Raw genomic sequence first — 21,512 nt, 5'->3', positions numbered from 1 at the left:
GAACGCCTCCGCCGGCGGAAGACAAATCGCACCTAACATTTGATCCATGCGAGCATGTACGATGACCGCTGCCCCGCTTCGCGCGGCAAGAGCGAAGCGGCATCAACCCGACACTTCAAGCAAAATCGACATAATGGGGCCCATGACGTTTCAGCCGCCGGGCACGACTCCTCCCCCACCGAGGGACAGTGCGCGCACCGATGAGATCCGCAAGGTCGCAGCGGATCTCTTTCAATCTGCCGGCTACTCCTCGACGACCATGAACGAGATCGCGAAGGCGACCGGCATCCTGCCCGGGAGCCTGTATCACCACTTCGCTTCCAAGGAAGAGATCGCGATCGAGATCATGGAGGCGTTCAACCGTGGCCTCACCGACCTGGCGGCGAGGTTGGCCAAACAGCAGCGCTCGCGGGTCGGCTCTGCCCAGGAAGAGCTGCGCCGGTTCGCCGCGGAGGCCACCGCATTCAGCTTCGAGCACGGGGCGGCCATCCGACTGCGGGCCTATGAGGCGCCCACTGTCGCGACGAGCCGATTGCGCGAAGCCATGGATTTCGTCCCGAGAGGGCTGGGCAAGGTCTGGAACACCTCGATCAACGACATGCTCACGGAGGCCGGGGTCACCTTCGCGCATCGGGGCCTGCTCCGGTATGCGCTCCTGAACGCCACCCTGACCGCCTCGATGACACACGAGCCGGGCAGCGATGCCGCCGACCTGGCTCGGCGGACGTGCGACCTGCTATTGACCGGGGCGTCCCCCAACCCTCCCTCTTGGGACGAGCTCGACGCATCGCCAGCACTCCGAGCCGCGGAGGATGCCATCGCTCGGTGGAAGGCTCCCCTCGCAGATCCTCCCGCCAACAGCCGAGAAGCCATCATGCTCGCCGCACGGTCTGAGTTCGCGCGCCGTGGCTACTCCGCCACCACGATCCGCGACGTCGCCAATGCCGCGGGCATCCGGATGGGCACCTTGTACCGCCGGGTGGATTCAAAGGAGCAGATCCTCAGCGAGATCCTCGGCGACTACTCCTCGCAGCTGGACGACGCCGTGCGTAGCGTCCTGGGATCAGGATCCACCGCTGTCGAGGGACTCGATGGGATGGCGCGGCTCTTCATCACTGCCTCCCGGCGATTCCGCGAGGAGTCCGAGATCGTGAAGCTCGGCTGGATCGGACGCGAGGCGGATTCCAATCCATTTCGCGACTACTACTTGCAGACCCAGAAACGCCTCGCGTTGTGGGAGAAGCTCTTCGAGGACGGTCAGGCCAACGGCTCCATACGCCCGGTCGCACCTCCGCAGGACCTGGCGATCGATGTGCGCACTCTGCTGTGGATACCGTTCCGCGACCATGCCCGCACCAGCGAGGCCCGCGCACACGAGTTCCTCCGTTGCACGCTGCTGCGCGGAGCCCTGACGCCTTGAGCCTGCGCGCACGGGGCTCTCACACCGCAACGATGCGTACCTCGCAGTTCAGTGCCGATTCCATGGCGGTGTGCAGCCGGCTCTCCGGCACGCGACGCATGTCGGTCTTGGCAACCGTGACCGTGACGAGCTCCTGCCCGTCCGGGAGGCTGCGGAGAACCTCGCCGGTGAGACCAAATCCTGAGAGGATCCCGCGCGCGTCCTCGTCGGTGCCGCGACTGATGTAGGTCACCACCCCGAGCGAGCACGCCGTCTCGAACACTTGGCGGCACAGCTCCACCAGGTCCAGTCGTTGCTCCGGCCCGGCGTCGTCGACGATCAGCTCGACCTCTCGGTTGCGGTCAGGCAGGTGCTCCGCGGGAGTGTGGACCACCTCCAGACCGCGCTCACTCATCTCCTGTACCCCCGCCTCGTACGCCGCCGGTGACAGGTCTCCCCCCGGATCGACACAGACACGGATAACCGCTGCCCGCATACTTGCTCCCCTTTCGTCGGCCTGCTTCCTCTGCGTACACTATGGAGCAAATGATTGGTACGCGCTAGAGTGGTTGCATGCCGCCGCTGTCGCCCGTCCAACGAGCTCTACTCCGTCGCGGGCTGCTCCGGACAATCGGCTTCTTGCTGTTCTTCACCTGCTTCGCGCTGATGATCGACGCAGTGATCTAGGCTCACCAGCCGCAGCGAGCCGGGGGATCTCACTCCATCGTCGGGAAGGCCAGCTCCAGGCCGCGCGAGGGGGCGACCGCCGGATCGGCCCAGCGACTCGTGATCACCTTGCCCCGGGTGAAGAAGTTGACTCCCTCGACGCCATGGGCGTGGGTGTCCCCGAAGAGCGAGTTCTTCCATCCGCCAAAGGAGTAGTAGGCCATCGGCACCGGCACGGGCACGTTGATGCCGATCATCCCCACCTCCACCTCGAGCTCGAACTTGCGGGCCGCGCCACCGTCGGTCGTGAACAGCGCAACGCCGTTGCCGTACGGGTTCGCGTTGATCAGCTCGACGCCCTCGTTGTAGGTGTCCACACGGACGACGCTCAGCACCGGACCGAAGATCTCGTCGGTGTAGATGCTCATGTCAGGCGTGACGTGGTCGAACAAGGTCGGGCCGAGCCAGAACCCATCGTCTCCGCCGTCGGCGCGCACGTCCCGTCCGTCGATGACCGCGGTCGCGCCTGCATCGACACCCGCCTGGACGTAGGCGGCAACCTTGTCACGGTGCTCCTTGGTGACCAGGGGACCCATGTCGCATCCCAGCGTCCCGTCCCCGACCCGCAGCGTTGCCACCCGGTCGGCGATCTTGGCAATGATGTCGTCCGCGATCGAGCCGACGGCGACCAGGACGCTGATGGCCATGCAGCGCTCTCCGGCGGAGCCGAACGCGGCGTTGACGGCCGAGTCAGCGACCAGGTCCATGTCGGCGTCCGGCAGGACCAGCATGTGGTTCTTGGCCCCACCGAGAGCCTGGACCCGTTTGCCGTTGACGGACGCCCGCTCGTACACGTACTGAGCGATCGGGGTCGAGCCCACGAAGCTGATGGACTTGACGTCGGGACTGTCCAGCAGCGCGTCGACCGCCACCTTGTCACCCTGCAGGACGTTGAAGACGCCGTCGGGAAGACCTGCTTCCTTCCACAGCTCGGCAATCCAGATGAGCGCCGTCGGCGCCTTCTCACTGGGCTTGACGATGACAGCGTTTCCGGCCGCGATCGCGATCGGGTAGAACCACATGGGAACCATGGCCGGGAAGTTGAAGGGGCTGATGATGCCGACGACTCCGAGCGGTTGGCGCTTGGAGTGCACGTTGATCCCGGTCGAGACGCTCTCGGAGAAGGACCCCTTGAGCAGGTGGGGGATGCCACAGGCGAACTCGACGACCTCGAGGCCGCGTGCCACCTCGCCCATCGCGTCCTCGATGACCTTGCCGTGCTCGGAGGTGATGATCTCCGCCAGCTCGCGCGTACGCCCGGCCAGCAGCTCGCGGAACTTGAAGACGATGCGGACGCGCGCAGACACCGAGACCCGGCCCCAGGCCGGAGCCGCGTCAGCCGCGGCAGCAATAACCTGCTGCGCGTCGGCGTCGCTGGCTAGACGGACGACGGAGCTCACCTTGCCGGTCGCGGGATTCGTCACCTCACTCATTCGCTCGGACGTTCCAGCGAAGCGTTTGTTGTTCAGCCAGTGGTCAACGACGTCAGAAGTCATGGACCAAGTGTCTGCTCGGCCAATGGCCGCGACAACGGCCACGGTGTCACATCCACGGGGCAATCGAGTACATCTTGTCAACTCCAGGTGGGCACCCGACACTCTGACTCGCACGTCATCTGCGAGGCTGAACCGGTGCAGGGCCGCTCGGCGATCAGCAGCGGCTCCTCTCCGAGCCAGGAGGCCCAGGTGACCGAGCATCCCCCGTCCGCCGTGACCCAGCCCGCAGCGATCGAGGCATTGGGCCTCGCGCCGCTCATCGACGGGCACAACGATCTCGCCTGGGGCGCGCGCAAGACCCGGGCGTACTCCGTCGACGGCCTGGACGGCGACATGACCGGCGTCTTCGACACCGACATCGCCCGGCTGAGGCGCGGAGGGGTCGGCGGACAGTTCTGGTCGGTCTACTCACCGTCCGACATCCTGCCGGCCGAGGCCGTGACGTACACGCTGGAGCAGATCGACTTCGTGCACCGGCTGATCGAGCGCTACCCGGACGCGTTCTCGTACGCCTGGAGCGGCGACGACGTGCGGCGGGCCTGGCGCGACGGGCGGGTCGCGTCCCTGATCGGCGCGGAGGGCGGGCACAGCATCGACGGCTCGCTCGCGGTGCTCCGTGAGCTCGCCCGGCTCGGCGTCCGCTACATGACGTTGACCCACAACGACAACACCCCGTGGGCCGACTCGGCCACCGACGAGCCGGTCCACGGCGGGCTGACCGACTTCGGCCGCGAGGTCGTCGCGGAGATGAACCGGCTCGGCATGCTCGTCGATCTGTCGCACGTCGCCGCCACGACGATGCACGACGCGATCGACGTCTCGTCGGCGCCGGTGATCTTCAGCCACTCCTCGTGCCGCGCGGTGACCGACCACCCGCGCAACGTCCCCGATGACGTCCTCGAGCGACTGCCCGCCAACGGCGGGGTCCTGATGGTCGCGTACGTCCCGTACTTCGTGAACCAGGACGTCGCCCGGTGGGCCGACACCGACCGCGCCACTCCCCCGCCTCGGTCGACCGTGGACGACGTCGTCGCGCACGTCGAGCACGCGCGGGACGTGGCAGGCGTCGACCACATCGGCATCGGCAGCGACTACGACGGCGTCGACATCTTCCCCGAGGGGATGGGGGACGTGACCGGGCACGCGGTGGTGCTCGACCGTCTGGCCGAGCGCGGCTGGTCCGCCGGCGACCTCGCCAAGCTCATGGGCGACAACGTCCTGCGCGTCCTGGACGCCACCGCGGGGGACTGACCGTGCACGGCTTGGACGAGCTGGTCGAGCGCGCGGCGGCGCTGGTCACCGACGACGTCCGGACGATCGTCGGGGTCTGCGGCGCTCCGGGATCGGGCAAGACCACGGTGGCCACCCGGCTCGTGTCGCGGCTGGCGGCCGACGGCGTACCGTCCGCGCGGGTGCCGATGGACGGCTTCCACCTCTCGGACGACGTGCTGCGGGCGCGGGGGCTGCTCGACGTGAAGGGGGCCCCGCAGACGTTCGACGCGTACGGATTCCTCGCGCTGCTCGCGAGGCTCCGGACCGAGACCGATCACCCGGTGTACGCGCCGGGGTTCGAGCGGACCCTCGAGCAGCCCATCGCCGCGGCGATCGAGGTGGCCCCGGACGTCCGTGTCGTCGTCACCGAGGGCAACTACCTGCTCGACGCCGACGCGCCCTGGCCGCTGGTCCGCGAGGCGCTGGACGAGGTGTGGTTCGTCGACCTGGCGGACGACCGCCGGCGCGCCCGGCTCGTGGATCGGCACGTGACGTTCGGCAAGAGCCGCGACGAGGCGCAGGCCTGGGTCGACCGGGTCGACGAGCCGAACGCCCGCCGCGTCATCGCCCGTTGCGACACCGCCGATCTGGTTGTCACCGGGCACTGAGCCGCCCGTCGCTCGCCCGCGGGGGACGCACGATGAGGGTTTAGGGCAGCCGGGGCCGCCCCTTTCCCTCATCCTCGGTCCCGTCCGTGACGAGGGATGAGCGCTTCGGGTTGCCCCCGCTGCCGCAAACCCTCATCGTCGGTCCGCCCACGCGGGCCGGGGGGTGTGCATCCGCGGCCACGGGGTACGTCCACGGACATGAAGCTCTTTCGAGGAATCGCGGCCGCCGGAGTCGCCAAGAAGGTCTACGACGAGGCCCGCAAGCCCCAGAACCAGGCTCGCATCAAGTCAGCGGTCGCCAAGGTGCGCCAGCGCGGCAACCCGCCCCGCTGACGCACGTCCTCAGGCGTTCGGGTTGGACGCCTTGAGGAAGCTCTCACTGAACAGGTCGAACTCGTCGTCCTTGGCCCGGCCCGTGCCGGCGCCCTTGAGCAGGCTCACCAGCTCGCCGGCCGCACGGTCGATCCGCGCGCCGAGGGCGTTGGAGCCGTCCGTGCCCCAGTCGTACGCCGAGGCGAACACGCCCGTGGGCACGACCAGCGCCTGCAGGTACGCCATCAGCGGCCGCAGCGCGTAGTCGATCGCGAGCGAGTGACGAGCGGTCCCGCCCGATGCCGCCAGCAGCACGGGCTTGCCGATCAGCACGTCCGTCTCCAGCGCGTCGATGAACGACTTGAACAGGCCCGGGTAGGACGCCTTGAAGATCGGCACGACGATGACCAGCCCGTCGGCCGCGACCACTTTGTCGATCACGTCCTGCAGGCGCGGCGAGGCGAACCCCGTCAGCGACGCGTCGGTGATGTCGTGCGCGAGCTCGCGCAGCGACACGACCTCGACCGACACGTCGCCCGACTGCTGTGTGATCGACTCGGTGATCCGGTCCGCCAGCAGGCGAGTGGTCGACGGGTCGCTGAGACCCGAGGAGATCGCCACGACGCGGGTCATGCGGACACCTCCTCGGTGCTGTCCGCGGAAGCCAACCGGGCCGCGACGCGGGTCGCGTGGTCGGGGGCGTCCGGGACGTCCGCGGGACGGCGGGCGTCGAACTCCGCACGCAGCGTGGGCAGCACCTCACCCAGCTCGTCGAGCTGCTCCAGCACGAGCTTGAGCGGCAGGCCGGCGTGGTCCACCAGGAACAGCTGGCGCTGGTAGTCACCGAAGTAGTCCGCGAACGCGAGCGTCTTCTCGATGAAGTGCTGCGGGCTGCCGACGGTCAGCGGTGTCTGCGTCGAGAAGTCCTCGAGCGAGGGCCCGTGGCCATAGACGGGCGCGTTGTCGAAGTACGGCCGGAACTCGTTGACCGCGTCCTGGCTGTTCTTGCGGATGTAGAACTGGCCACCGAGACCGACGATCGCCTGCTCCGGGGTGCCGTGCCCGTAGTGGGCGTAGCGCTGGCGGTAGAAGTTGATCAGCCGGATGTAGTGCTCCTTGGGCCAGAAGATGTTGTTGGCGAAGAAGCCGTCGCCGTAGTACGCCGCGAGCTCGGCGACCTCGGGCGTGCGGATGTTGGCGTGCCACACGAACGGGGGTACCCCGTCGAGCGGGCGCGGCGTCGCGGTGAAGCCCTGCAGCGGGGTGCGGAACTGGCCCTCCCAGCTCACGACCTCCTCGTCCCACAGCCGGCGCAGCAGGTGGTAGTGCTCGACGGTCAGCTCGACCGCCTTGGCGCCGTCGTAGCCGAACCACGGGTAGACCGGCGCGGTGTTGCCGCGGCCGAGCATGAGGTCCATGCGGCCGTCCGACAGGTGCTGCAGCGTCGCGTAGTCCTCGGCGATCTTGACCGGGTCGTTGGTCGTGATCAGCGTCGTGGACGTCGACAGGATGAGCTTCTCGGTCTGCGCCGCGATGTACGCCAGCGTGGTCGTCGGGGAGGACGGCACGAACGGCGGGTTGTGGTGCTCGCCGGTCGCGAAGACGTCCAGGCCGATCTCCTCGGCCTTCTTGGCGATCTGGATCGTCGCCTTGATGCGCTCGTGCTCGGTCGGCGTCGTGCCGTTGGTCGGATCGGTCGTGACGTCGCCGACCGTGAACAGTCCGAACTGCATGCTGGTCATCTGTGGATCTCCTTCGCCAAGTCCCGAATAGGCTTGTTGAAACTTAAACTAGATTAGCACGCGGACTATTCCCCGTCGCCCGGAAGCGCCCTGCGCTGCCAGACGCCCTCGTAGCCGATCGGGCTAAAGCCCATCGCCTCGTTGACGTCCAGCATCGGCCTGTTCTCCTCGGCGTTCCAGGTCACGATCGCCTGGGTGTCCGGCGCGTGGCGGCGCAGCAGGTCCGCGGCGGCGAGCTTCACCAGCAGTCCGAGCCGGTGGCCACGGTGCTCACGCAGCACCAGCGTGTCCTCCTGCACCGCGACCGGACCGGCGGCGGAGTGGACCAGCTCGGAGAAGCCCGCCAGGGAGCCGGAGGGAATGTGCTCGACCGCGGCGGTCAGCGCCGTGCGGCCACTCCCCGCCATGCGCTCGTCGTGCTCCCGGATCCGGGCCGCGTCCCACGGGTCCTCGAGCTCCACCAGCGCGCCGCTCGGCGCGTCGGTGCTCATCCGGGTGCGCAGCACCGCGAGGTCGGCGATCCACGCGTCGGGCGTCGGGCCGGTCCATGTGACGACCCGGTGGTCCGGCGGTGCCGGCGCCTCGAGCCGGGGCGCCGACCCGAGCTCGAGCAGGCTGATCCGAGTGATCTGCTCCAGCGCGTACCCGTGCGAGGTCAGGAACCGCACGCCGTCGTCGTGCGCGGCGACGTCGCCGAACCCGGTCGGCGACGCGATCCGGTCACCGCCGGACGCTGCGGAGTGCGCCACGCCCACCTTGAGGACCGGTGCGCCCGCGTCCACCGCGATCCGCTCGGCCGCCTCCAGCAGCGTCGCACCGATGCCGCGACCCCGGTGGGCGGGCAGGACGTCGACCATCAGGTGTGCCCCGTTGCCCGGCAGGTGCGGGCGCAGCGTGACCATCGCACGCGCCACGATCCTGCGGTCCTCGCGCACCACGAGGTGTCGCCGGACGCGGTGCGGGTTGTCGCGGTACTCGGCCAGCATCTCCGCCGGCGCCATCGACAGCACGTCCGTGCCGAGGGCGTGGTTCTCGACCGCGTTGCTCACCGCCGCGTACTCCAGGAACTGCGGCCCCCCGGGTCCGTCGAGCGAGGTGGGCATGGCGATCTCGTCGACCTCGTACGTCATGCGGCCTCAGCCTACGAGATCGCGCAGTGCCGCGTCGGACGCGAGCAGCGCCTCGCGGTCGTACGTCGACGTGGACGCCATGAGCTCGTCGGCTCCGGTGCGCGCGACCAGCTCGTCGAGCTGGCGGCGCACCGTGGTGGGCGATCCGGCGACCGCGGTGTCGAGGGCGGACTCGACGCGCTGGCGGACCTGGGACGTCCACGGCTGCGCGCGGATCGCGTCGACCGGCTCGAGCGGTGGGAACTCCCCCGTCTGGCGCGACCGCGCCATCGCCCAGGCCTCGGGCAGGGCCAGCTCGCGGGCGGTCGCGTCGTCGTCCGCGACCGTGACGTCGAGGGAGATCGTGACGTGGGGGTCGGCCGCCTGCTTGCTCGGCCGGAAGCTGCGGCGGTACGCCTCGATGGCCTCGCGGCCGGCGTCCTTGGTCAGGATCGGGCCTCCGATGACGACCGGGAGGCCCAGGCGAGCGGCAACCTCCATGCCACGGCCGGTGGCGAGGACGAAGAGCGGGACGTCGGCCGCCGCGACCGGGTGGGCGGTGACGTCGGCCTCGCCGGTCAGCAGACGGCGCAGCTCGTCGAGGTCGTCCTCGAACGTGTCGGCGGCGTCCAGCTCGTGCCGCAGGGCACGGCGTACCGCGGCGGTGAACCCCAGCGAACGGCCCACGCCGAGGTCGACCCGGCCGGGGAACAGCGCGTCCAGCATGAGGAACTGCTCGGCGACGACGAGGGGCTGGTGGTTGGGCAGCATGACGCCGCCCGAGCCGATACGGATGCTCTCGGTGTGGGCGCCGATCGCCGCGAGGAGGACCGCCGGGGACCCGCTCGCGATGCCCGGGACGGCGTGGTGCTCGGCGACCCAGAAGCGGTCGTACCCGAGTCGCTCGGCGTTGACGGCTCGCTCGACCGAGCCGGTCAGGCCCTCGCGCTCGGGATGTCCCGCGCGGGTTCTCGAACGGTCGAGCAGCGAGAGCCTCACGCCGGGTCCGACACGTCGATCAGCACCTTGCCGACGAAGTCGTCCTCGACGGCGGCGTGCGCCTCGGCCGTGCGCTCCAGCGGGAACCGGGCGATCGGCAGTCCGGCGTCCTCGCCGACCGGCAGGACCCCGGCCTCGGCGGCCGCGGTGATGTCCTCCGTCGCGGCTCGCAACGCCTGCGGGGTCAGCGTGTAGAGCAGGAGGAACTGGTAGCGGACGTTGAGCGCGAAGTGCGCGCGGACGTCGAGCTCCATGCGGTCGCCGCCGTTGTTGGCGTAGACCGCGACGGTTCCGTGGTTCGCGATGACCGCCTGGTTGAGCGGTGCGTTCACGGCCGGCGCGACCTCGACGACGAGGTCGACACCGCCCGGGGCGATCTCGCGGATCGCGGCAGCGGCGTCGCCCGCGGTGTAGTCGACGGTGTGGTGCGCGCCGGCAACTGTCGCCAGCGCGGCCTTGGCCGGGCCGCTGATCGTCGTGACGACCGTCGCGCCCGCCCAGCGCGCGAGCTGGATGGCTGCGTGGCCGACCGCGCCTGCGCCGCCGGCCACGAGCACCGTGCGTCCCTCGAGTGCACCCGGCGCCAAGCGCGTGGGGCCGCCGTCAGCCACCGTCAGTGCGCGGTGCGCCGTCACGGCCGGAACGCCGAGCGAGGCGCCGAGGTCGAACGATGCCCCGTCGGGCAGCCGCACGACGCGGTCCGCGGGGACGACCGCGAGCTCCTGCGCCGTCCCGGTGGGTCGGCCGTGCGCGGAGAGGAGCATCCACACACGGTCGCCGACGGCGACCGTGTCCACGCCGGGACCCACGGCGTCCACGACACCTGCGCCGTCCTGGTTCGGCACGATCTCCGGGAACGCCAGCGCCTGACCCGTCGCGCCGGCGCGGCTCTTCCAGTCGGTCGGGTTGACCCCGGACACGACAACGCGCACGCGTACCTCGCCCGCTCCCGGCTCAGCGGCCTCACGCTCGACGAGCTGGAGGACGGACGGCGCCCCGGTCTGGCTGTAGACGATTGCTCTCATGACGGTTGCAACACCACCGCCCGCGAGTTGTTCCATCCGCCCGCCGTCCGGTGTCCGGCCGGCCGGTGCCGGTTTCCCACGGGACCGTGGGGTTTGGTCACTTACCTCGCGTCACAACACGAGGGGAGTGACGAATTACCACGGGACCGTGGGAAACCGGCAACGGGGCGGAAGCGGGGGTCAGCGGTGGGTGGCGAAGAAGGACTGGAGGAGGGCGGTGGACTCGGCGGCGCGTACGCCGCTGAGCACCTCGGGGCGGTGGTTGAGCCGGCGGTCGCGGACGACGTCCCACAGCGAGCCGACCGCTCCGGCCTTGTCGTCCCACGCGCCGAAGACGAGCCGGCCGAGCCGGGCCGCGACGATCGCACCGGCGCACATCGTGCACGGCTCCAGCGTCACCACCAGGGTGCAGCCCTCGAGCCGCCACTCGCCGAGAACGGCCGCAGCCTCGCGGATCGCGACGATCTCCGCGTGCCCGGTCGGGTCGCCGTCGCGCTCGCGCGTGTTGCGTCCCCGGCCGATGACCGCGCCCGAGGGGTCCACGACGAGCGCACCGACGGGGACGTCCCCCTCGGCCACGGCGGAGCGGGCGAGGTCGAGCGCCTCACCCATCAGCTGGTCGTACGTCACCCGATGACGGCCTCGAGCTGGGCGGCGAAGCCGATCCGGCCCGCCACGTCCATCAAGATGTCCTCGGGGTAGAGGTCCTCGTCGTCGCACAGCGCACGCAGGTCGGGGCCGGAGATGCCCAGATCGCTGAGGATCGCGACGTCACCGACTGCGAGCGGCTCGTCGTCGTCGGTGTCGAGGTCGAGCAGCTCCGCGATCCCGGCCGCGAGCGGCCAGTCCTCGGCGGCCGTCACGTCCGAGAGCATCGCGCGCACCTCGGTGCCCCAGCGCCGCATGATCACGAAGAAGTCGTCGTCAACCGCCACGATCCCGAGCACGCCCACGTCGGACGGGAACCGCGCCAACGCCTCGGACAGCTCCGCGACGTCCTCGGCGAGCATCGGATGCAGCTCGACGACGTGCCAGCGGCCGTCGTCACGGTAGGCGGCGACCGCGAAGTCGACATCTTCCTCGGCCACGGTGCCTCCTGTCGGGAACGTCTCCCTGCGATGGTGACAGGTCGCGGAGCCTCGACGCTAGTCTCATGACATGCAGGTACACGTCGCCGACCACCCACTCATCTCCCACAAGCTCACGGTGCTGCGTGACGTGGGCACCGATTCGCCCACGTTCCGGCGGCTCGTCGACGAGCTGGTCACCCTCCTGACGTACGAGGCGACCCGCGACGTCCGGGTCGAGCCCGTCGACGTCCAGACCCCCGTCGCGATGGCGCAGGGCGTACGCCTGACCGAGCCGCGTCCGCTCGTCGTGCCGATCCTGCGCGCGGGCCTGGGCATGCTCGAGGGCATGCAGCGCCTGCTCCCGACCGCGGAGGTGGGCTTCCTCGGCATGGTCCGCAACGAGGAGACGCTGGAGGCCGTGACGTACGCGGAGCGGCTTCCGGACGACCTGACCGGACGCCAGTGCTACGTCCTCGACCCGATGCTCGCGACCGGCGGCTCGCTGGCGGCGGCCATCAACTTCCTGGTCAAGCGCGGTGCGAACGACATCATCGCGATCACGATCCTGGCCACCCCCGAGGGGATCGAGCGCATCGAGTCCGATCTCGCGGACGTCGACGTGCCGGTGACGCTCGTCACCGCGGCCCTGGACACGGGCCTCAACGAGCAGGCCTACATCGTCCCGGGCCTCGGCGACGCCGGCGACCGCCTCTACGGCGTCGCCGACTGAGCGACCCGGCTCAGAGCGCCTTGAGGATGTCCTCGACGCGCTCCTTGGCATCACCGAACAGCATCTGCGAGTTCTCGCGGAAGAACAGCGGGTTCTGCACGCCGGCGTAGCCCGTGGCCATCGACCGCTTGAACACCACGACGTCCGTCGCCTCCCACACCGTCAGGACCGGCATCCCCGCGATGGGGCTGCTGGGGTCCTCGGTGGCGGCGGGGTTGACGGTGTCGTTGGCACCGATGACCAGGACGACCGAGGTGTCCTTGAAGTCGTCGTTGATCTCGTCCATCTCCAGCACGATGTCGTACGGGACCTTGGCCTCGGCCAGGAGCACGTTCATGTGCCCGGGCAGGCGTCCGGCGACCGGGTGGATGCCGAACCTGACCTCGATGCCGCGCTCGCGCAGCTTGCGGACCAGGTCGGCGACCGGGTACTGCGCCTGCGCGACCGCCATGCCGTAGCCGGGGGTGATGACGACGCTCGAGGCGTTCTTGAGCAGCTCGGCGGTGTCCTCCGCGGTGATCTCGCGGTGCTCGCCGTAGTCCTTGTCGTCAGCGGGACCGGCCTCGATCCCGAAGCCGCCGGCGATGACCGAGATGAACGAGCGGTTCATCGCCTGGCACATGATGTACGACAGGTAGGCACCCGAGGAGCCCACGAGCGCGCCCGTGACGATCAGGGCGTCGTTGTTGAGCAGGAAGCCCGAGGCCGCCGCGGCCCAGCCCGAGTACGAGTTGAGCATCGACACGACCACCGGCATGTCACCGCCGCCGATGGACGCCACGAGGTGCCAGCCGAGCAGCAGGGCGACGATCGTGACCGCGACCAGCAGCCAGATGTTGGGGTTGATGACGAACGCGATCGTCAGCACCACGAACAGCACGAGGGCGCCGAGGTTGATGAAGTTCTTGCCCGGCAGCATGAGCGGGTTGGACTTGATGCGCGCCGAGAGCTTCAAGAAGGCCACGATCGAGCCCGTGAACGTCACGGCGCCGATGAAGACGCCGATGAAGACCTCGGCGTTGTGGATGTCCTCGAGCGACTGCAGCCCGAACGACTGGTGCTCGAGGTAGCCGTTCCAGCCGACCAGCACCGCGGCCAGTCCGACGAATGAGTGCAGCAGCGCGATGAGCTCGGGCATGCCGGTCATCTCGACCACGCGGGCGCGCCACAGGCCGATCGCGGCGCCGATCACGACGGCGACGATGAGCAGGACGACCGCGGTCGTGTCGGCGACGTCGGCGACCAGGACGAACGTGGCGACGAGCGCGATGGTCATGCCCGAGATGCCGAACAGGACGCCCTGCGAGGCGGTCTCGTGCTTGGACAGCCCCGCGAGGGACAGGATGAACAACAACGACGCGACGATGTACGCGGCGGTGGCGATGCTTGCGGAATCCATGGTCAGCCTTTACTTCGAGTCTCTGCTACTTCGAGAACATGCTGAGCATGCGACGGGTGACGGCGAATCCGCCGAAGACGTTGATGGACGCGAGCAGGATCGCGATGAACGCGAGCACCCTGATCGCGGTGTCGTTCTCGGTGCCGTCGACACCGACCTGCAGCATCGCGCCGACCACGATGATGCCGCTGATCGCGTTGGTCACCGACATCAGCGGGGTGTGCAGCGCGTGGTGCACCTTGCCGATCACGTAGTAGCCGATCACGATCGCGAGGATCAGCACCGTGAAGTGCTCGGGCAGCGGAGCGGGCGCGAACGCGTTGACCAGGAACAGCGCCAGGATGCCCAGGCCCACCAGTCCCAGCTTGGCGCGCTGGGTCATCACGGCCTTGGGCGCCTTGGGCTCGGCGACGGCGACGGGCGCGGCAGCCGGGGCCGCGGACACCTGCACCGGCGGCGGGGGCCACGTCGTCTCGCCCTGGCGGACGACGGTGATCGTGCGCTGCACGACGTCGTCGAAGTCCAGGACCAGCTGGCCGTCCTTGGCCGGGGTCAGCAGCTTCATCAGGTTGACGAGGTTGGTGCCGTAGAGCTGCGAGGCCTGCGTGGGCAGACGTCCCGCAAGATCGGTGTAGCCCAGGATCGTAACGCCATTCGGGGTCACGACCGCCTCGCCGGGCACCGAGCCCACGACGTTGCCGCCGTTCGCGGCGGCCATGTCCACGATGACCGAGCCGGGCTTCATGGACGCCACGTCGGCCTCGGTGATCAGCACCGGAGCCGCGCGGCCCGGGATCAGTGCAGTTGTGATGATGATGTCGACGTCGGCGGCCTGCTCGGAGTAGATCTCCGCGGCCCGGCGGTCGTACTCCTCGCTCGTGGCCTTGGCGTAGCCGTCGGTCGACTGCTCGGTCTCGACCTCGACCGCGAGGTACTCACCGCCGAGCGACTTGACCTGGTCGGCGACCTCGGCGCGCGGATCGGTCGCCCGGACGATCGCGCCGAGGCTGTTGGCCGTGCCGATCGCCGCGAGGCCCGCGACGCCGACACCCGCGACGAGCACCTTGGCCGGCGGCACCTTGCCCGCGGCGGTGATCTGTCCGGTGAAGAAGCGGCCGAAGACGTTCGCCGCCTCGACGACCGCGCGGTAGCCCGCGATGTTGGCCATGGACGACAGCACGTCCATCGACTGGGCGCGCGAGATGCGCGGGACGGCGTCCATCGCGAGGACCGTGATCGGGCGGGCCGACAGCTGCTCGACCAGCTCGGGGTTCAACGCGGGGCTGATCATGCTGATCAGCGTCGCGCCGTCCGCGAGCAGACCGATCTCGGCAGGCGTCGGGGCGTTGACCTTGAACACGATGTCGCTGCGCCACACGTCGGCCGTCGCGCCGATCGACGCGCCCGCCTCGACGTACGCCTCGTCGGTGAACGACGACTTCTCGCCCGCTCCAGACTCGACGACCACCTCATAGCCCAGCTTGATCAGCTGGGCCACGGTGGCCGGCGTGGCGGCAACCCGTGTCTCACCAGCCACCGACTCGGTGACAACTCCGATGACGCTCATTCGGCGAACGTTATCTGTTCGTCACCTGAGGCGACCACCCGGTGAGACACGCGTCTCACATCTTGGCGGGGCACCCCCTGTCATGACAGGGAATGGCCACCTCGGCAGCCGAAGACGCCCTCGCGGCGACCCACCACGAGCGACCACAGGACGGTCGCCGCGGCGGCGGTGACGGTCAGCGTCAGGATCGCTGAGCTCTTGACCAGGACGAAGTCCACGGTCGACAGCGTGGTCAGCAGCCACAGCGTGACGGCACCCTTGACCAGGATCACCAACCCCCACATCAGCGTGAGGCTCCGGAACAACCGCTGCACCTCGGGTCGGGCCGCGACCTCGACGTCGAGCGGGCAGAAGTCGGGAGCGAGCCGGGCGACCAGGGGACGTCCCCACGCCAGGGAGCCGAGGAACACCGCCGCCACCGCGACGTCGACCACGACGGGCTGCACGAAGTAGATGAACGAGTTGCCCGTCGCGAGCGTGATGCTGGTCTTGACCATCGAGATCGTGAGCGTCAGCACCAGCAGGCCGGACAGCCCCCGCCCCGTGACGTGCCGCCACGACATCGCGCCGACCAGCCAGGCGAGTGCAGTGAGCATCGCCGCGGCCAGGTTGAGGACGACCAGGGTCGTCGCGAACAGCACCGAGGGGGCGACCACGGCGATCGCGATCCGGGCCGCGACCCGCACCACGATGTCGCGCACCTCGGGCATCGCAGGTGGCTCGCCCACGCGCGAAGCAGGAACAGCGTCCAGGATTGCCATGTCGGTTCGGCCCGCCCCCGACCTCACGGCCAGATGTCGACGTACGCCGAAAGGTGGCGGAGCGCAGACGCTCCGGCCTGGGAAATGGTCGGCTCGTTCAGCCTACGTCCACTGCCGGGCGGCCGCCTCCCGACATCCACAGGAGGCGGCCGGCCAAATGCTCAGTAGTACCAGGGGTAATCGCTGAAGTCGGGGTCGCGCTTCTGCAGGAAGGCGTCGCGGCCCTCCTGAGCCTCGTCGGTCATGTACGCCAGGCGGGTGGTCTCGCCGAGGAGCACCTGCTGGCCGACCAGGCCGTCGTCGATGAGGTTGAACGAGTACTTGAGCATGCGCTGCGCGGTGGGCGACTTGGCGTTGATCTTGCGGCCCCACTCCAGCGCCTCGGCCTCGAGGTCCGCGTGCGGGACGACCTTGTTGACCATGCCCATGCGGTGGGCGTCCTCGGCGGAGTACTCGTCGCCGAGCAGGAAGATCTCACGGGCGAACTTCTGGCCGACCTGGCGGGCGAGATAGGCCGAGCCGAAGCCACCGTCGAACGAGCCCACATCGGCGTCGGTCTGCTTGAACTTGGCGTGCTCGGCCGAGGCGATGGTGAGGTCGGCGACGACGTGCAGGCTGTGCCCGCCACCGGCCGCCCAGCCGTTGACGACCGCGATGACGATCTTGGGCATGAACCGGATGAGGCGCTGGCACTCCAGGATGTGCAGGCGACCGAGCTTGCCCTTGTCGACCGTGTCGGCGGTCGCCCCCTCGGCGTACTGGTAGCCGACCTTGCCGCGGATGCGCTGGTCGCCGCCGGAGCAGAACGCCCACACGCCGTCCTTGGGCGCCGGGCCGTTGCCGGTCAGCAGCACGCAGCCGACGTCCGACGACGTCCGCGCGTGCTCCAGGACGGCGAGCAGCTCGTCGACCGTGTGGGGGCGGAACGCGTTGCGGACCTCGGGCCGGTTGAACGCGATCCGCACCGTCCCGTGGTCGACGGCGCGGTGGTACGTGATGTCGGTGAGTCCCTCGAAGCCGGGGACGTCCTTCCACGCGGAGGGATCGAAGGTGTCGGAGACGGTCATGCCCGCGAGATTACCGCTGCCCCTCCGCGGCCGGACCCCGATGTCCCGGGGCTATGTGACATCGCCCATGGCACATTCGGGATACCGACGGTATGTTGACGCGCATGGCGAACACTTTTGCAGGCAAGGTCGCACTCATCACGGGTGCCGCGCGGGGCATCGGGGCCGGCGTGGCGCGCGGGTACGTCGAGCAAGGCGGACGGGTCGCCCTGATCGGCCTGGAGCCCGAGCGACTGGCCGCGCTCGCGGACGAGCTCGGGGCCGCGGCGGCGTGGTGGGAGGCCGACGTCCGCGACGGCGAGCAGGTCAAGGCCGCGATCGACGCCGCGGCCCAGCACTTCGGCCGGATCGACACGGTCCTGGCCAACGCCGGCATCGCGTCCTACGGGACCGTGCGCCAGATCGACGACAGCGCCTTCGAGCGCGTCGTCGACATCAACGTCAACGGCGTCTTCCGCACCCTGAAGTACGCCACGCCGCACCTCGAGCGCACCCAGGGGTACGCCCTGGTGGTCGCCTCCCTCGCGTCGTTCACCGCCCTGGCCGGCCTGGCGTCCTACAACGCGAGCAAGGCCGGCGCCGAGTCGCTCGCCCTCGCGTACAAGCAGGAGGTCGCCCACCTCGGCATCGGCGTCGGCATCTGCCACCCCTCCTGGATCGACACCGACATCGTCCGCAACGCCGAGAAGGACCTGCCGGCGTTCCGTGAGGTGCGTCGCAAGCTGCCCTACCCCGCGAACAGCACGACCAGCGTCGAGGAGTGCGTCGAGCTCATCCTGGTCGGCCTGGCCCGGCGCAAGAGCCGTGTGTACGTCCCGAAGGGCGTGCTGCTCGCGAGCTGGACCAAGGCGCTGACGAACTCGCCGCTGGCCTGGCCCGTGCTCAAGCGGATCGCCCGCCGCACCGTGCCGGACCTCGAGCACCAGGTCGACGCCCTCGGCCGGTTCCACCACGCGCACGTCCCCGAGACCGACGCCGCGGAGCAGACGGACCAGAAGAGCTAGACGGACTGGACGCTGGCGGCGAGCGAGACCATGTGCCCGAGGCGGGCGAGCTCGGACTTGAGGAACTCCGGCCCCCCGTGGCGTCCGACCACGACGACGAGCGCGTCGCCGCGGCGGTCCCGCGCGGGGCACGCGGCCAGCAGGGTGGAGTCCCACGCCGGTACGTCGCGCAGCGCCTTGGCCCCACGGATGCCCAGCCAGTCGACCGCCTCCTCGACGAGGTCGGGCGCCGTGGACGACTTCGCGATCACGTGGGCCTGGCCGTCGACCCGCTTGAGGGCCATGGCCCAGTCGGTGCGGAACGTCTCGGGGACCACCTCGACGAGTCGCTCCAGCGCGTACGGCGGCGCCTCGGTGAATCGTTCGACCGCCTCGAGGTCCATGCTCAGGTTGGCGCCGGCGTTGTAGCGCGAGATCCAGTCGACCGTGACGCCCTCGATCTGGTGGCACGCGGTGATCAGCGCGTCCGGCATGACCCGGGCGGGCAGCTCCAGGAGCACGTCGTCGACGACCGTGCCGTCAGCCCTGCGCTCGACGATCTCGATGGCCTCGATGTCGGCTCCGGCGCCACCGAGCGCGGAGGCGAGGGTGCCAAGGGATCCGGGCACATCGGGCAGCACGACGCGCAGCAGGAAGGCCATGTGGACCATTGTCCCCGGCGGTCATTTCACTTCTGTTACGCGGGTAGCGTAGAAGCGTGAATCCCTCAGTCATCCGCACCCTGTTTCGTGTCGTCGCCTTCGGAGAGGCCCTCTCGTGGGTCCTGCTCCTCGCGGCCATGTTCTGCAAGTGGGTCCTGGACGCAGAGCCGTTCGGGCTCGAGGAAGGCGGCGTTCCCGTCGCCGGCATGATCCACGGCGCCGGCTTCTTCCTGCTGTACGTGATCATGAGCGTCGTCTGCTTCTTCGTGTTCCGCTGGAACATCAAGACCGGCCTGATCGCCCTGCTCGCGGCCATCCCGCCGTTCGCCTCGATCTGGTTCGAGCTCAAGGCCGAGCGCGAGGGCCTGCTGACCCGCCGCGACGCCGTCGACGCCGCACCCCGGGCCTAGGACCGGCGCTCCGGGCCACCGACGGCCCGGAGCACCGGATCCGCTCAGCGCCGGTGCTTGCGGTGCGATCCCATCGACAGCACCTGGATCTTGGCCGTGGGCGTCGGCGCCCCGTCCGTGAACGTGTCGGTGGTGACGTACAGGCTGCCGCCCCGCCGGCCGGCCTTCCACTCGACCGCTCCCGGTGAGCCGAGGTCGAGCGTGCGCCGGTACGACGAGCGCGGCCGCACCAGCGTCACCTGGCCCGCACCGTCCTCACCGCCGAACAGCTCGGCGACCGCGATCCGGCCGTCGGGCAGCAGCGCGAGGTCGACGGCACCGACGAACCCACCCGCGATCATCCGGGCCCGGCCCGACCCCGGGTCGACCTTGAAGACGCTGCCCCGCGCGCCGAGGCTCGCGTCCTCGGGCCCGCCGGGCAGGGACGTGACGTAGAGCGAGCCGTCGCGGCCCCGGTCGACGTCGGTCGGGACGAACTCGAAGTAGTACGTGTAGCCCGCGGCGCACGTCGGCAGCCCCTGTGCCTCCAGCGCCTCCGCCGTGACCACGGTGCCTACTGCGGGCAGGGTGGCCACGGTCCTGACCCGGCCGTGCCGACCGACCGCGAAGATCGCGTTGGCACCCGCGTCGGCGACGTACGTCGTGCGCCTCGTCGGCAGCGTCGCGTACGGGTGGCTGTCGACCAGTCCGGTGTACGTCGCGGGGTTGTCGGCCGGGAACTCGGACGCGCAGGCCTGCGGGAGGCCCCGCAGACCGTACGTCGTCCCTCGGTCCGGGTTCCGGCTGTTCTCGTACGCGTAGAGGTCGGCGACCTGCCGCGGCCTGCCGCCCGGGCGCTGCGAGAAGAGCTTGGCCGACGCGTCGCCGGTCGTGGTCCAGTAGACCGTGCCGTGGCGCTCCGAGACGCCGCCGAGCTCCTCTCCCGGGGCGCTGGCGAAGGCCCTCTTCGAGCCGTCACGCCCGATCGAGGTGAGCTCACCGGCGAAGTTCTGGGACACGTACACGCGACCGCGCTCGCTGACCGCGAGCTTCAACGGGGTGAGCAGGCCGTCGGCGATCGTGCGCGGCGAGCCTGGCTGCGGGTGCCCGCCGGCACTCGCAGGACTGGAGAGCAAGGTGCTGCCGGCGACGAGCGTTGTCGCTGCGAGCAGGACCACGGGGGACTTCTTCATGAGAGAGACGTTCCTTCCGGGATGGGTGGATCCCGTCTCTCTTGTCCCCTACGCGTCAACGTAGCCCCGGGCGCGGAGGGCGTACAGCGCGTGCGTGAAAAATCCGTGAACTCAGGGGGCGACGTCTGCGCCGTACCGCTCGACGCAGAAGTCGCGCAGGCGTACGGCCAGGGACTCCAGCGTGTCCGCTGCGTGGTGCTCGGGCTCCCACGCCGCGAACAGCTCGATGCGCAGCGGGCCGTCGCGGCCCTGCACCTCCAGCCCGTGCAGGCCGAAGCGCGGATCGTCCGTCACGACCGCGACACCACGACCCGCCGCCGCGAGGGCCTGGGCGACCTGCGGGTTGCTGCACTCGACCATCGAGCCGGCGCTGACCGCCGCCCGGTCGAGCGCGAGGTCGAGGATCTGCCGCGGCCGGAACTCCGGCGTCAGCACGAGCAGCGTCTCCTCGGCGAGCGCGCGCAGTCGTACGGCGTCGTGCGCGGCCCACGGGTGATCGGCCGGCACGAACGCCCAGACCGGCAGCACCGCGATCGCGGCGCTCGCGAGCGGAGGACGGGGCGCCTCGGTGACGATCGCGAGGTCCGCGCCGTGCCGCAGCGCCGCGTAGGCCTCGTGGGGGTCCGACTCCAGCACGGTGGGCATCGGGTCGTCCGCGTGGAGCGTCGCGAGGAACGGTGCGATCACGTCGGTGAGCGTCGTGGTCGGGGCCGCGATCGTCAGGCTCTCGAGCCGTCCTGCTGCGTACGACCGAGCGGCCGTCCGGGCGGCGTCCGCGCGCCGCAGCACGTCGCGCGCGTGCGGGAGGAACTCGCGGCCTGCCGCGCTGAGCTGCAGCCGACTCGCCGAGCGGGAGAACAGGTCCACGCCGAGCTCGGTCTCCAGCTGCCGCAGCTGGCGGGACAGGGCCGGCTGGGTCACGTGGACGACACCCGCGGCGGCACTCACCGACCCCGCCTCGGCGACCGCGACGAAGTATCCGAGGGTCCGCAGCTCCATGCCT

General features: G+C 69.9%; 23 protein-coding genes. 7 read left to right on the top strand and 16 right to left on the bottom strand.

Going from position 1 to position 21,512, the window contains the following annotated elements:
- The first annotated feature begins 142 nt into the window (after positions 1–142).
- Complete coding sequence (locus GEV26_RS01145) at positions 143–1,420, top strand: TetR/AcrR family transcriptional regulator (RefSeq protein WP_208431001.1); 1,278 nt, start codon at positions 143–145, stop codon at positions 1,418–1,420.
- 19 nt (positions 1,421–1,439) lie between these two features.
- On the opposite strand, the gene GEV26_RS01140 is transcribed toward GEV26_RS01145, so the two are convergent.
- Both GEV26_RS01140 and GEV26_RS01135 read right to left on the bottom strand, forming a co-directional pair.
- A complete protein-coding gene (locus tag GEV26_RS01140; protein WP_208430716.1) occupies positions 1,440–1,814 on the bottom strand; it encodes a hypothetical protein in 375 nt (124 codons plus the stop codon).
- A gap of 301 nt (positions 1,815–2,115) precedes the next feature.
- Positions 2,116–3,621 (bottom strand): CoA-acylating methylmalonate-semialdehyde dehydrogenase, encoded by a 1,506-nt coding sequence (locus GEV26_RS01135; RefSeq protein WP_153651366.1) that lies wholly within the window; start codon positions 3,619–3,621, stop codon positions 2,116–2,118.
- 189 nt (positions 3,622–3,810) lie between these two features.
- On the opposite strand from GEV26_RS01135, the gene GEV26_RS01130 reads away from it, so the two are divergent.
- From GEV26_RS01130 to GEV26_RS18120, 3 genes are all read left to right on the top strand, one after another.
- The gene (locus tag GEV26_RS01130; protein WP_243838835.1) at positions 3,811–4,872 is read left to right on the top strand and encodes a dipeptidase; all 1,062 of its coding nucleotides are present in this window, start codon (positions 3,811–3,813) and stop codon (positions 4,870–4,872) included.
- Positions 4,873–4,874: 2 nt separating this feature from the next.
- The gene (locus tag GEV26_RS01125; protein ID WP_424923849.1) at positions 4,875–5,501 is read left to right on the top strand and encodes a nucleoside/nucleotide kinase family protein; all 627 of its coding nucleotides are present in this window, start codon (positions 4,875–4,877) and stop codon (positions 5,499–5,501) included.
- 198 nt (positions 5,502–5,699) lie between these two features.
- Positions 5,700–5,834, top strand: coding sequence for a hypothetical protein (locus tag GEV26_RS18120; protein ID WP_255489234.1), 135 nt, complete (start codon positions 5,700–5,702; stop codon positions 5,832–5,834).
- 9 nt (positions 5,835–5,843) lie between these two features.
- Here GEV26_RS18120 and GEV26_RS01120 read toward each other — a convergent pair whose 3' ends face one another.
- From GEV26_RS01120 to GEV26_RS01090, 7 genes are all read right to left on the bottom strand, one after another.
- Positions 5,844–6,446, bottom strand: coding sequence for a CE1759 family FMN reductase (locus tag GEV26_RS01120; RefSeq protein WP_153651365.1), 603 nt, complete (start codon positions 6,444–6,446; stop codon positions 5,844–5,846).
- Positions 6,443–7,555 carry an LLM class flavin-dependent oxidoreductase gene (locus GEV26_RS01115; RefSeq protein ID WP_341769341.1) on the bottom strand — a complete coding sequence of 371 codons (1,113 nt, stop codon included), beginning with the start codon at positions 7,553–7,555 and terminating at the stop codon, positions 6,443–6,445. The genes GEV26_RS01120 and GEV26_RS01115 overlap by 4 nt, the downstream gene beginning before the upstream one ends.
- A 65-nt stretch (positions 7,556–7,620) precedes the next feature.
- Positions 7,621–8,685 (bottom strand): GNAT family N-acetyltransferase, encoded by a 1,065-nt coding sequence (locus GEV26_RS01110; protein WP_153651364.1) that lies wholly within the window; start codon positions 8,683–8,685, stop codon positions 7,621–7,623.
- Positions 8,686–8,691: 6 nt separating this feature from the next.
- Complete coding sequence (locus tag GEV26_RS01105) at positions 8,692–9,663, bottom strand: LLM class flavin-dependent oxidoreductase (RefSeq protein ID WP_153651363.1); 972 nt, start codon at positions 9,661–9,663, stop codon at positions 8,692–8,694.
- A complete protein-coding gene (locus GEV26_RS01100; protein WP_153651362.1) occupies positions 9,660–10,688 on the bottom strand; it encodes an NADPH:quinone reductase in 1,029 nt (342 codons plus the stop codon). Before GEV26_RS01100 ends, GEV26_RS01105 begins: the two co-directional genes overlap by 4 nt.
- Positions 10,689–10,868: 180 nt before the next feature.
- A complete protein-coding gene (locus GEV26_RS01095; RefSeq protein ID WP_153654899.1) occupies positions 10,869–11,300 on the bottom strand; it encodes a nucleoside deaminase in 432 nt (143 codons plus the stop codon).
- A gap of 14 nt (positions 11,301–11,314) precedes the next feature.
- Complete coding sequence (locus GEV26_RS01090) at positions 11,315–11,776, bottom strand: tRNA adenosine deaminase-associated protein (protein WP_153651361.1); 462 nt, start codon at positions 11,774–11,776, stop codon at positions 11,315–11,317.
- Between the two features lie 70 nt (positions 11,777–11,846).
- On the opposite strand from GEV26_RS01090, the gene upp reads away from it, so the two are divergent.
- On the top strand, positions 11,847–12,488 hold the full coding sequence (upp, locus tag GEV26_RS01085) for a uracil phosphoribosyltransferase (RefSeq protein WP_153651360.1): 642 nt from the start codon (positions 11,847–11,849) through the stop codon (positions 12,486–12,488).
- Positions 12,489–12,498: 10 nt separating this feature from the next.
- On the opposite strand, the gene pntB is transcribed toward upp, so the two are convergent.
- The 4 genes from pntB to GEV26_RS01065 form a co-directional block, all read right to left on the bottom strand.
- Positions 12,499–13,887 carry a Re/Si-specific NAD(P)(+) transhydrogenase subunit beta gene (pntB, locus tag GEV26_RS01080; RefSeq protein ID WP_153651359.1) on the bottom strand — a complete coding sequence of 463 codons (1,389 nt, stop codon included), beginning with the start codon at positions 13,885–13,887 and terminating at the stop codon, positions 12,499–12,501.
- A gap of 25 nt (positions 13,888–13,912) precedes the next feature.
- The gene (locus GEV26_RS01075) at positions 13,913–15,454 is read right to left on the bottom strand and encodes a Re/Si-specific NAD(P)(+) transhydrogenase subunit alpha (protein WP_153651358.1); all 1,542 of its coding nucleotides are present in this window, start codon (positions 15,452–15,454) and stop codon (positions 13,913–13,915) included.
- A gap of 80 nt (positions 15,455–15,534) precedes the next feature.
- Complete coding sequence (locus GEV26_RS01070) at positions 15,535–16,182, bottom strand: VC0807 family protein (RefSeq protein WP_153651357.1); 648 nt, start codon at positions 16,180–16,182, stop codon at positions 15,535–15,537.
- A 194-nt stretch (positions 16,183–16,376) separates the two neighbouring features.
- Positions 16,377–17,282: a 1,4-dihydroxy-2-naphthoyl-CoA synthase gene (locus GEV26_RS01065; RefSeq protein WP_153651356.1), complete on the bottom strand. Its 906-nt coding sequence runs from the start codon at positions 17,280–17,282 to the stop codon at positions 16,377–16,379.
- Between the two features lie 104 nt (positions 17,283–17,386).
- Between GEV26_RS01065 and GEV26_RS01060 the strand changes: the two genes are divergently transcribed.
- Positions 17,387–18,286 (top strand): SDR family oxidoreductase, encoded by a 900-nt coding sequence (locus GEV26_RS01060; protein ID WP_153651355.1) that lies wholly within the window; start codon positions 17,387–17,389, stop codon positions 18,284–18,286.
- Here the strand turns inward: GEV26_RS01060 and GEV26_RS01055 are convergent.
- Positions 18,283–18,927: an ACT domain-containing protein gene (locus tag GEV26_RS01055; RefSeq protein WP_153651354.1), complete on the bottom strand. Its 645-nt coding sequence runs from the start codon at positions 18,925–18,927 to the stop codon at positions 18,283–18,285. The genes GEV26_RS01060 and GEV26_RS01055 overlap by 4 nt on opposite strands.
- 56 nt (positions 18,928–18,983) lie before the next feature.
- On the opposite strand from GEV26_RS01055, the gene GEV26_RS01050 reads away from it, so the two are divergent.
- The gene (locus GEV26_RS01050; RefSeq protein WP_153651353.1) at positions 18,984–19,337 is read left to right on the top strand and encodes a DUF3817 domain-containing protein; all 354 of its coding nucleotides are present in this window, start codon (positions 18,984–18,986) and stop codon (positions 19,335–19,337) included.
- A gap of 44 nt (positions 19,338–19,381) precedes the next feature.
- Here GEV26_RS01050 and GEV26_RS01045 read toward each other — a convergent pair whose 3' ends face one another.
- Both GEV26_RS01045 and GEV26_RS01040 read right to left on the bottom strand, forming a co-directional pair.
- Positions 19,382–20,509 carry a ScyD/ScyE family protein gene (locus tag GEV26_RS01045; RefSeq protein ID WP_153651352.1) on the bottom strand — a complete coding sequence of 376 codons (1,128 nt, stop codon included), beginning with the start codon at positions 20,507–20,509 and terminating at the stop codon, positions 19,382–19,384.
- A 111-nt stretch (positions 20,510–20,620) separates the two neighbouring features.
- On the bottom strand, positions 20,621–21,508 hold the full coding sequence (locus GEV26_RS01040; protein ID WP_153651351.1) for a LysR family transcriptional regulator: 888 nt from the start codon (positions 21,506–21,508) through the stop codon (positions 20,621–20,623).
- Positions 21,509–21,512: the final 4 nt, after the last annotated feature.

This window comes from Aeromicrobium yanjiei (assembly GCF_009649075.1).
In the GTDB taxonomy this organism is placed as follows: Bacteria; Actinomycetota; Actinomycetes; order Propionibacteriales; family Nocardioidaceae; genus Aeromicrobium; species Aeromicrobium yanjiei.
Note: the sequence above shows the minus strand (reverse complement) of the source record. Positions and strands in the feature narration are given on the sequence as shown.